This is a genomic window from Microcystis sp. M113S1 (assembly GCF_020246945.1).
Lineage (GTDB): Bacteria > Cyanobacteriota > Cyanobacteriia > Cyanobacteriales > Microcystaceae > Microcystis.
In genome coordinates, this window is the sequence record NZ_JADBSA010000307.1 from 1 (window position 1) to 10,199 (window position 10,199).

Sequence of the window (10,199 nt, forward strand, 5' to 3'; positions counted from 1 at the left end):
CACTGAAAACGGACGTGGAGAAAGTGTCAGACTTAAGCAATTAAGCGTTTTTCGGTGAAGCGTCAACCCCATTCAGCGACCACCCTAAAAAAGTGGCGTGGTGAGGAATCGCCGTCCGTTTTACGGCGGCGAGGATGTCAACCTCGCTCTCTTTCCCTCTCTCGTTAGTCTCTGGTTAATTAACCGATCCCAACAGAGATTAAGCAACCGTTTGAGAGGGATTCGCCATCGTCACGAATACAGTGCGGTGATGGCCAGTGATTTTTTGTCAATACCTCTAGAGACAGAAAATAAACCGGCCTTTATCGGTGATCTTAGTTGTCGTTTTAATGCGTATTCCCCCCATTTGCGTTGTGCGGTTAATCCCCCAGGTCCTTGTGAAGGTTGTCGGCAGTACGAAGCTAAAACTGGCACAGCGTGGACGGCTTGAATTTCCAAAAAGTTCCCTATTTGCTATCCTTAAAAATTATCGCTATAGCAATTGAGGAGTGTGGGAAAAATGGCGTTCAAACGAAATTTGACCCTCTTAATCATCGGATTAGGATTAACTTGTTTACCCGTATATCCGGCCCAAGCTAACCAAATCAGCACCGTCACCCCGAATACGGCGGCCAATCAAACTCTCGCTACCCATCTGGTCCTAAAACTGAAAGAGAGAAAAGTTTACGTTTATCAAGATAAGCAAGTTTTAGCACAATTTACCGTCGCCGTCGGCAAAAAAGGCTGGGAAACCCCCACTGGTAAATTTGAGGTGCGAGAATTAGTTCGCAATCCCGTCTGGAAAAGTCCCTGGACAGGCAAAGTCAGCACCCCCGGTGCCAATAGTCCCTTAGGGGAAAGATGGATCGGTTTTTGGACTGACGGCAAAAATTCCATCGGTTTTCACGGGACCCCCGCGGAAAATTCCCTCGGTAGCGCCGCTTCCCATGGTTGTGTGCGGATGCGGAATCGGGATGTAAAAGTGTTGTTTGATTTAGTCCGCATGGGAACCCCCGTCATCGTTCAACCTTAATTCCGGCAGGTATTTTTTTAAGATAGGCAGGTCTTCCGGGCGATCAATATCGGCTAATTTAGGCAGATAAGCGGTTTTTAAAGCCAGTTTAGCGGCGATTGTCTGAGTTTTTGCCAGGACTTCCCCCGTTCCCCAGGGAATATCGCTAAAAAGCTCTGGAAAGACCTGTTTTAAAGCAATTAGGTAGTATCCTCCATCTAACGCCGGTCCTAAAACCATATCGTGGGTTTTTAGGGCCTCAAAGGCTGCTAAAATCTCTTTTTCCCCGATTTCTGGGCAATCTGTGCCAATAATAGCGATCGCTGTCATCCCTTGAGCAAAACCATCGGCAAAAGCATTTTGCATCTTTTCTCCTAAGTCTTTTCCCCGTTGAGAATGATAGCAATAATGCACACCTAACCAAGTACGCATTTTTTCCTCGCTGCCGCCATGGTAGTAAATGATCAGAGAGAGAAAATTCCTCAAACCCGCTAATTTACTGAGAGTATATTCGGCCAGTTTGCGGTGCAATTCTTCGGCTCCCTCGGCTGCCAAAGCTGGAATCATACGGGTTTTTACTTTCCCCAATTCCGGATAACGGGTAAAAATAATTAGTTGTTGTCTCCAGTCCACGAGTGATTGCGGCGATGATATTCATTATTAGTTTTAGCCTACTGTTAATAGGAGGCAGGAAACCCAATAAAACAGGCTTTATTGGCTTAGTATAGATTATTTTAGTTGGTTATTTAATTCTGTGTTGGGTTTCCTTAGGTCAATCCAACCTACGATGGCTTCAAGTGCCAGTCCTGCAAAATATCGGATTTTTTCAGGTCATCGACCTCGATTCGGAATTAGAATTAGAATCTGACTCAAGAATTTGTCTAATATCTGATAAATTATCAACTTTGTAAAAAGAGCCTAATGCAACACTTTCATGATCTTGTATCCAATGATAATGTGGATGATGATAGCCGTACAAGATACACTTTGCTCCAATTTCAATGCCTGGATTAATATCTGATTTTAGTGAATCACCAATAACCCAAACATCTTGACAATCAAAGCCTATATCTTGGATAAATTTTTTTAAAATTTCAGCATTTTTGTGAGGCACAACTCTTATAAAATCAAAGTATTTATACAGTTCATTTTTGTGTAACTTCTTTTTTTGAAATGAATTTTCACCTCTTGTCAATAATGCAAGAGAATAGTTTTGAGATGACCAATCAAGAATTTCTTTAGCCCCCTTAATAGTATTTGGTGTATTTTTTAAAATTAAACGTCCAAAATCTTTAATAGCTTTTAAAGTTTCCTGGGATATTTGATGATTTATCTTATGAGAAACAGATTTATAAGTTTCTATCATACTCCGAGTATAACGATAAGGAGAATGCTTTAGTTTTTGCATTTGAAGATAATCAATTTTTTCAAATTCTTCAATTAATTTATCTTCGTTAATTTGTAATTCTTCAGATAATTTTTCCACAAAAAGCTTTCTTGCAAGCCAATAAACATTGCTGGTATTTAGCAAAGTATCATCTAAATCAAATACAATCAGACCACTTTTAGCCATTTTTATATTACCTTGATTATTACTAACCTTGAGTTCCCTTTGGAGATGGTGTTGGACTTGGACTCTCTAAGGGAATTGGATTTTGATTATTATTCTCAGATTTCGGTTGCATACTGATCCAAACTGCAATAATTCCCGTTAAAGCTGCGACAGCGGTTAAAATAAGAGTCAACACAGTTATCCAATGCTTCACAATCATCAATTCTACTTCTTGTTTAGTGGGATAAGGTGAATCTGAGCCTTGAGCTATAATTTGAGATAAATTATATGTATTTTGCTGAACTAGGACATCGTTAAACTTTTGTTCTTGCTCTGCTCTTGACATCTGTCTATTGTAAGGACTTGTAGTGACATTTGGCATTTCCTCAAAAATTATTGTCAAAATTTTTTGACCTCTTTGTATACTTAAAGGGTCTTTCCCGAGGTTAATCGCCTTAATAGTAATAAGTCCTTGAAAGCCAGGATCTATATGACCTGGATTCAGAACAAGGAGACCTTTAAATGAACTCTCAGCATTTCTGGCAAAAACAGTCGCCATTATTTTTGACGATAGCTTGATTTCTTCCCATGTAAATAAGTTTATAATTTCACCCGGTTGAATATCAAATTGCCTATTAGCATCTGGATGATTTTCATTGATGATTTGACCATTTTTAAAAATTGTTCCAATTCTTAGGTCATAGCTGCAAGCTTCCAAATTAGCTTTCACAGCATTTAAAACCAATTCTCCTGAATCAATTTTGGCTTCAATATCTTGTTTAGAAAGAATTCCTTCTGACATTAGACAAACTCCAAAATAATCTGTGATTACTTGTTACAGCGTTTCTCCGGTAGACGAGGTACGTTCTCGCGGCTGAAATCCTTTAGCGGCAAGATTTGATATATACTTCACCTTTGTGAGAAACGCTGTAATTGGATGACAAATAAATAGTTAAACCGCAACTAGCTAGAGAACTGGAATTTCACGGGCAAGCCACTAAGCCTTAAAAGTATTGCTATGCAAGGATCGTAGCCGAAAAAGCAAAACTACGGTTTTCCCTGTGGATGGGGTTTAAGTTATGGCAATTATGGTATTTCTGCACTTGGTTAGAATTATACCAAAAGTCAGCGAACCTGCTCTTGGTATCTTTCAAGGCTCGTTTCTCAAGCACAGTGGGGATAAAGGCGATTATTACAGTGTCGTCTGGGATTGGCGTGAACGGGAAACCGAGGAAGAAATTGAACAGCTTGAACATATTGCTGATTTCATGGCAACTAATCCCAAACTGGTCGATTTATAGCGTTTCTCACACCTGTGTGGCACACTCAAACCTTTGCTGATGAAGCTTTTCACCATCGACAATGTACCTCTTGCGAACAGGAAACGCTATAGTCAAGCTAGTATTTGGAAAATGGCGATCAAATATAGTCTGGTAAAATTAACTTTTGATTCACCTTTTCGAGAATTTATTGAGTCACAAATTCAGATAAATGATTGGCAAATTTTGCCCCTTAATTTACTACATTTTGAACGAGTAGCGCAATTGCCTGTTCAGTATTGTAGTAGATATGTAGAGGGTAAGTTCGGTTATATTACCAGATATTCTCGTTTCTGTAACGCCGCTAGAGCCACTGAGAACAGAGGATATCACTTTTCTACAATTCCTGTGAACGGTTGAATAAAACCATCCACACCGACAAAGGAGGTGAGGGGCGACCAGTGTAAAATATCCTCTAAAATTGATTGATAGCCTTGCACATTGGGATGAAGTCCATCTGCCATTAATCTTTCTTGGCACCACAGATCACCCCGGTCCATCCAGAGATCAAATAAATCGAGATAGGGAATATTTTGCTCTAGACAAGCTTGTTTAGTGGTTTCTTTAAAACGATACTGATCGCGATGGTTGAAGTAAAAGCAATCTAAAAAGGGCATTTTCCGCTCATCCACGGGAATCATACCTATAAACAAAACCGGGCAAAGAGAACGGGCCCGGGCGAGTAAATGTTCGATTTGAGTTTGAAAAAGATCGTGATCGGTGTAGGTGCGACCATCGGGCCGGCCTAAGCGGGCTGTATCATTAACACCGACGGAGAGAAGAATCAGGTCGGGGAGACGATTGCGAATTTCCCCCCTGAGACGAAATTCCTGTTCTAAACGTTCGGACACTTGTACCACTCGATCGCCGCGAATCCCCAAATTATACAGGGCATGACCGGCACTTTCCATCCACAAACGACGTAGGCGCTCGGCCCAACCGCCACCCACGGGGTCGCCATAGCCATACACAAGGCTATCACCTAAAGCGACGATTTTGAGGGGATGGGGCATGATTAGGCCTTTGTCTTTAGTAGGTAAACGAGAAAGAGTTTGCATGATCGCTCGATCGAATCGGTTGTCCTTTACACTTGTAAACGAATTTGGTTAAACTGTCCGTGTATTATACTACATTAGAAAATTTTTCCTGCCAGCTAACTTAGATATCAGCTAGGCACTGACACTGACCAGTATAAAGCACGCAGCCCGATGATCATTCCTTCCCTGCCAGTGATTTTCGGGCTAAATCTACTATAGAATTTATGATTAAACCCTAGATAACTCGATGACTACTCGTTTACGACGCGCGGTTCAAGACCGAGAATTTTTGATTACAGCCGAGATTACTCCCCCGAAAGGTGGTAATGCCAGTCATATGCTAGAAATGGCCCTCTGGCTAAAAAATCGCGTTCATGCAGCTAATATTACCGATGGCAGTCGCGCCGTAGTGCGAATGTCCTCTCTGGCAGCCTCCGCTATTCTCTATCAACACGACATTGAACCCATCTGTCAAATGGCCTGTCGCGATCGCAATGTGATCGGATTACAAGCAGACCTAATGGGCGCTCATGCTTTAGGATTGAGAAATATACTAGCTTTAACTGGAGATCCCGTCAAAGCAGGAGATCATCCCCAAGCTAGGGCAGTTTTTGACCTAGAATCGGTACGTTTGTTAAAATTAATCGATAAATTGAATAAAGGTTTTGACTTTAACGATAAATCTTTACCTGATGGACCTCTAGAACTTTTTGCCGGGGCTGCCGTCGATGTGCAGTCAAAAAGTTGGTCTGGTCTTCAACGCCGTTTTGAGCGTAAAATCGAAGCGGGAGCGCAGTTTTTTCAAAGTCAATTAGTTACGGATTTCGAGTGCCTTGATAAGTTTATGCAGCAGGTGGCCTCCCTCGCCGATAAACCAGTTCTAGCGGGAATTTTTCTGTTAAAATCAGCTAAAAACGCCGTATTTTTAAATAAAAATGTGCCGGGGGTACAAATTCCCGACCAGATCATTCAAAGACTCGCCGATGCAGCTCATCCTCTCGAAGAAGGCATCAAAATCGCCGCCGAACAAATAAAATTAGCCCAGCAGTTATGTCAAGGTGTCCACATCATGGCGATTAAACGGGAGGATTTAGTCCCGAAAATTCTCGACGCGGCTGGTATCCCGCCAATACATAACTGAGATGAAAAGTCAATAGTTTTTATAAAAAATTAACTTTCATTTTGACTAGCGGTCTTTTGACAAGAATTCTACCCCTAACCTAGGATGGGAAGGCTCAAAGCATCTTCGGGATTAAAAGCATGGATTCCAATCTAGGTCAAGAAAAAGAGAATAGTTGTGGTAATTCTGGGCGAAAATGGTTGTCGATCGGTATTGCCCCCACTGGTATAATTTCTATTGGCATTGTTCCCATGGGCGTTATTTCCATCGGTATTGTTCCTATGGGAGTGGTTTCCATTGGAACCGTGGCCATGGGGACAATTGCAGCTGGTTTTGTTTCCATGGGACTTTTCAGTATTGGTAGCGTTGGGATGGGATTAAATAACGGTCATTTTTCCAATCTTAATTCTCCCCCTGCTGAATCTCCCCATAAACATCATCAGCATTAAAATCAAGATTTGACCAGCAATCATGAATTATTCCATCCGTGCTGCCGTTGCTACCGATGTCAAGGCTATTTTTGACTTAATTGTTGCCTTAGCAGCCTATCAAGAACTCAGCCATTTAATGACAGGAAATAGTCAAGCTTTAGGGGATCATTTATTCGGAGAAAAACCCTACATCGAAGCATTGGTGGCGGAAGTAGAGGGTAAAATAGTCGGTTTTGCCGTATTTTTTGCTAACTATTCCACCTTTATCACTAAACCGGGGCTTTACCTAGAAGATATCTTCGTTTTACCCGATTATCGCAGTCAAGGTATCGGGAAAGCTTTACTAATTGCTGTGGCTAAAATTGCCGTCGCTAGGGATGCAGGACTTTTAGAATGGACTGTCTTAGAGTGGAATCAACTGGCGATCGATTTTTATGGAAAAATGGGGGCTAAGGTCTTCAAAGAGTGGCAAATTTGTCGTCTCACCGGGACTGCTTTAACGGAATTGGGTAATAGTGATAAATAAGTCAGAGCTTTTGTGGCTCCTGGAACTTTGTGATCGATCGAGACTCCTTGCTATACTAGACCTCTGACACTGGCTTTCCTCATTGGTGCAGAATGCAACCCACAGACTCGAATAAATTTACCGAACAAGCTTGGGATTCGATTGTTAAATCGCAAGAAATTGCGAGACGCTTTAAAAATCAGACCTTAGAGGTGGAACACGTTATTATTGCCCTCCTAGAGCAGAATAACGGTCTAGCCACCCGGATTTTACAAAAAGCTAATATTGAAATTCCGCGACTGCAACAACAGCTAGAAGTCTTCACCAACCGACAGCCGAAAGTGGCCATCGTCGATCAATTATACCTAGGTCGTGGTCTCGATCTGCTGCTCGATCGAGCGGAAGCATCCCGGGAAAGTTGGCAAGATAAATTTATCTCCGTCGAACATCTTCTCGTCGGTTTTGCCGAAGATGAAAGGGTTGGCCGGAAATGTTTACGCACCTTCAATCTTGACCCCCAAGATTTAGAATTAGCTATCAAAGCTATTCGCGGTACTCAAAAGGTTACTGAACCCAATCAAGAGGAAAAATACGAAGCTTTAGATAAATATGGCCGGGATTTAACAGCAGCGGCCAAAGAAGGCAAATTAGACCCGGTTATCGGTCGTGATGAAGAAATTCGACGGGTGGTGCAAGTCCTCTCGCGACGGTCTAAAAATAACCCGGTTTTAATCGGTGAACCGGGGGTAGGAAAAACCGCTATAGCTGAAGGATTAGCTCAACGGATTGTTAACGGAGATGTTCCCGAATCTTTGAAAAATCGTCAGTTAATTTCCCTCGATATGGGAAGTTTAATTGCTGGGGCAAAATATCGAGGCGAATTCGAGGAAAGATTGCGATCGGTTATGAAAGAAGTTACCCAATCAGAAGGGCGAATTATTCTCTTTATTGATGAACTACATACCGTTGTCGGTGCGGGTTCTAGGGAAGGGGGATCGATGGATGCGGGCAACCTATTAAAACCTATGTTAGCTCGGGGAGAATTGCGCTGTATTGGGGCGACAACTTTAGATGAATATCGCAATCATATTGAAAAAGATCCCGCTTTAGAAAGACGTTTTCAACAGGTTTATATTAAGGAACCTTCCGTGGAGGATACTATCTCAATTCTGCGGGGTTTAAAAGAACGTTATGAGCTGCATCATGGGGTGACAATTACCGATTCGGCCCTAGTGGCAGCAGCTACCTTATCACATCGTTATATTAGCGATCGCTTTTTACCAGATAAAGCGATCGATTTAGTCGATGAAGCGGCGGCCAAATTAGAGGTAGAAAGTACCACTAAACCCGCCGATTTGGAAATGATAGATCGTCGCTTAATGCAGTTACGGATGGAAAAATTCTCCTTAGAAAAAGAGGAGAAAAAAGATCGAGCTTTTCAAGAGCGTTTAGAAAGAATTATCGAAGAAATTGAGGAATTAGAAAGTAAACAAAAGCCCCTCGCTGACCAATGGCAAACGGAAAAACATATCGCCGAGGAAATTAAATTATTGCGAGAGGAAGAGGAACAATTGCGCTTACAGGTGGAACAGGCGGAACGGGCTTATGATCTCAATAAAGCAGCCCAATTAAAGTATGGCAAACTAGAAATTTTACAAGGGGAATTACAAGTAAAAGAAAAAGAACTAGAAACTATTCAAGCGGCAGGTTCTACCCTGTTAAGACAACAGGTAACTGATGCCGATATTGCCGAAATAGTTGCCCGTTGGACAGGAATTCCCGTCAATCGTTTAATGGAATCAGAACGACAAAAATTATTAGAATTAGAGTCTCATTTACAGAAAAAAGTTGTCGGACAAAATGAAGCGGTCACGGCAGTAGCAGCGGCGATTCGACGAGCGCGCGCGGGAATGAAAGATCCCTCCCGTCCGATTGGTTCATTCCTATTTATGGGACCTACAGGAGTGGGTAAAACCGAGTTAGCGCGGGCCTTAGCGGGGTTACTGTTCGACTCCGAGGAGGCCATGGTTCGCATCGATATGTCGGAATACATGGAAAAACACGCGGTTTCGCGGTTAATCGGCGCGCCTCCGGGTTATGTGGGTTACGAGGAAGGGGGACAACTATCGGAAGCGGTGCGTCGTCGTCCCTATTCTGTGGTTTTATTGGATGAAGTGGAGAAAGCCCATCGGGATGTTTTTAACATTTTATTACAAGTGCTTGACGATGGGCGCATTACTGACTCTCAGGGGCGCGTGGTGGATTTTCGGAATACGATTATCGTGATGACCAGTAATATTGGCAGTGACCATATTTTAAATGTTTCCGAAGATGCCGATTATGAGGAGATGCGGAAACGGGTTTTAACAGCTTTGCGGAGTCATTTTCGTCCCGAATTTTTGAATCGTATCGACGATTTAATTATTTTCCATACCCTGAAAAAAGAAGAATTGCGTTACATTGTTCGTCTGCAATTACAGCGTCTGGAAAGATTATTAGGAGAACAAAAAATTAATCTAGAATTAACTGCGGCAGCAGAAGATCATATCGTTACTGTTGGTTACGATCCTACCTACGGTGCGCGACCTTTAAAACGTGCTATCCAACGGGAGTTGGAGAATCCTTTAGCCACAAAAATTCTCGAACAAGCTTTTATGGAAGGGGATACGGTAGTAATTGATTGTCTAGATGAAGTGTTAAGTTTTAGCAAAAAGGAGCTAGAAAAGGAGGAGCCAAGATTAGAATTAGCTGTGGTTAACCTCAGTTCAGATTAAAACCAGACAGGGGATATATTCCCCTCCAATTTAGCCAATTTAAACAGAACTTTACCCCAAAAGGCATTGTGAATGTGGCTAAACAGGTTTTACATAGGGTTTGCTGAATAAAGCTAAAAACCTTACAGGAAAAGGCTTTTAGCTAGATTGAGAGTCGCTCAGGTGCAAGGAAATCTGCTAAAATTACTCAAAACCCTTGCATCTTCTCTTCTTAGTACCAATGTATCGCAAGATTGAGCAACTGCCAACCTCACCAGAAAACTTCGAGTTTCCCTCGGAGGGGAAATTATCCCCAGACAATCGTTGGGTAATTATGGCCAATCTAATTTCTTGGTCAGAATTTGAAGAAGAATATGCCCAAAACTTCTCAGAAGAAATGGGCGCACCAGCCAAATCCTTTCGGAGGGCATTAGGAGCATTAATCATTAAAGAGAAGTTGGGAACAAGTGATAGAGAAACCGTCGAACAAA

Annotated in this window: 11 protein-coding genes and 1 pseudogene; 8 read left to right on the forward strand and 4 right to left on the reverse strand. The window is 42.1% G+C overall.

The features are described from left to right. The first annotated feature begins 100 nt into the window (after positions 1 to 100). A complete protein-coding gene (locus tag IM319_RS15560; RefSeq protein ID WP_287079831.1) occupies positions 101 to 430 on the forward strand; it encodes a DUF6464 family protein in 330 nt (109 codons plus the stop codon). A 69-nt stretch (positions 431 to 499) separates the two neighbouring features. Then, positions 500 to 1,012 (forward strand): L,D-transpeptidase, encoded by a 513-nt coding sequence (locus IM319_RS15565; RefSeq protein ID WP_286827319.1) that lies wholly within the window; start codon positions 500 to 502, stop codon positions 1,010 to 1,012. Here IM319_RS15565 and IM319_RS15570 read toward each other — a convergent pair. The 3 genes from IM319_RS15570 to IM319_RS15580 form a co-directional block, all read right to left on the reverse strand. Then, complete coding sequence (locus IM319_RS15570) at positions 974 to 1,624, reverse strand: TIGR04282 family arsenosugar biosynthesis glycosyltransferase (protein WP_287736183.1); 651 nt, start codon at positions 1,622 to 1,624, stop codon at positions 974 to 976. The two genes, IM319_RS15565 and IM319_RS15570, sit on opposite strands and share 39 nt — an antisense overlap. 193 nt (positions 1,625 to 1,817) lie before the next feature. Further along, a complete protein-coding gene (locus IM319_RS15575; RefSeq protein ID WP_158202015.1) occupies positions 1,818 to 2,564 on the reverse strand; it encodes an HAD family hydrolase in 747 nt (248 codons plus the stop codon). Between the two features lie 22 nt (positions 2,565 to 2,586). Then, positions 2,587 to 3,345: a dCTP deaminase gene (locus IM319_RS15580; protein ID WP_287736184.1), complete on the reverse strand. Its 759-nt coding sequence runs from the start codon at positions 3,343 to 3,345 to the stop codon at positions 2,587 to 2,589. A 286-nt stretch (positions 3,346 to 3,631) separates the two neighbouring features. Between IM319_RS15580 and IM319_RS15585 the strand changes: the two genes are divergently transcribed. Then, positions 3,632 to 3,844: a hypothetical protein gene (locus IM319_RS15585; RefSeq protein WP_287736186.1), complete on the forward strand. Its 213-nt coding sequence runs from the start codon at positions 3,632 to 3,634 to the stop codon at positions 3,842 to 3,844. 347 nt (positions 3,845 to 4,191) lie between these two features. On the opposite strand, the gene IM319_RS15590 is transcribed toward IM319_RS15585, so the two are convergent. Further along, the gene (locus IM319_RS15590; protein ID WP_287736187.1) at positions 4,192 to 4,920 is read right to left on the reverse strand and encodes a GDSL-type esterase/lipase family protein; all 729 of its coding nucleotides are present in this window, start codon (positions 4,918 to 4,920) and stop codon (positions 4,192 to 4,194) included. Positions 4,921 to 5,146: 226 nt separating this feature from the next. Between IM319_RS15590 and IM319_RS15595 the strand changes: the two genes are divergently transcribed. From IM319_RS15595 to IM319_RS15615, 5 genes and pseudogenes are all read left to right on the forward strand, one after another. Continuing rightward, positions 5,147 to 6,040 (forward strand): methylenetetrahydrofolate reductase, encoded by an 894-nt coding sequence (locus IM319_RS15595; RefSeq protein WP_286826742.1) that lies wholly within the window; start codon positions 5,147 to 5,149, stop codon positions 6,038 to 6,040. A 119-nt stretch (positions 6,041 to 6,159) separates the two neighbouring features. Next, complete coding sequence (locus tag IM319_RS15600) at positions 6,160 to 6,468, forward strand: hypothetical protein (protein WP_002781238.1); 309 nt, start codon at positions 6,160 to 6,162, stop codon at positions 6,466 to 6,468. A 22-nt stretch (positions 6,469 to 6,490) separates the two neighbouring features. Further along, on the forward strand, positions 6,491 to 6,976 hold the full coding sequence (locus IM319_RS15605) for a GNAT family N-acetyltransferase (protein ID WP_287736189.1): 486 nt from the start codon (positions 6,491 to 6,493) through the stop codon (positions 6,974 to 6,976). Between the two features lie 92 nt (positions 6,977 to 7,068). Next, a complete protein-coding gene (clpB, locus tag IM319_RS15610; protein WP_287736190.1) occupies positions 7,069 to 9,729 on the forward strand; it encodes an ATP-dependent chaperone ClpB in 2,661 nt (886 codons plus the stop codon). Positions 9,730 to 9,949: 220 nt separating this feature from the next. Beyond that, a pseudogene (locus IM319_RS15615) lies at positions 9,950 to 10,199 on the forward strand (IS5/IS1182 family transposase); the annotation flags it as partial.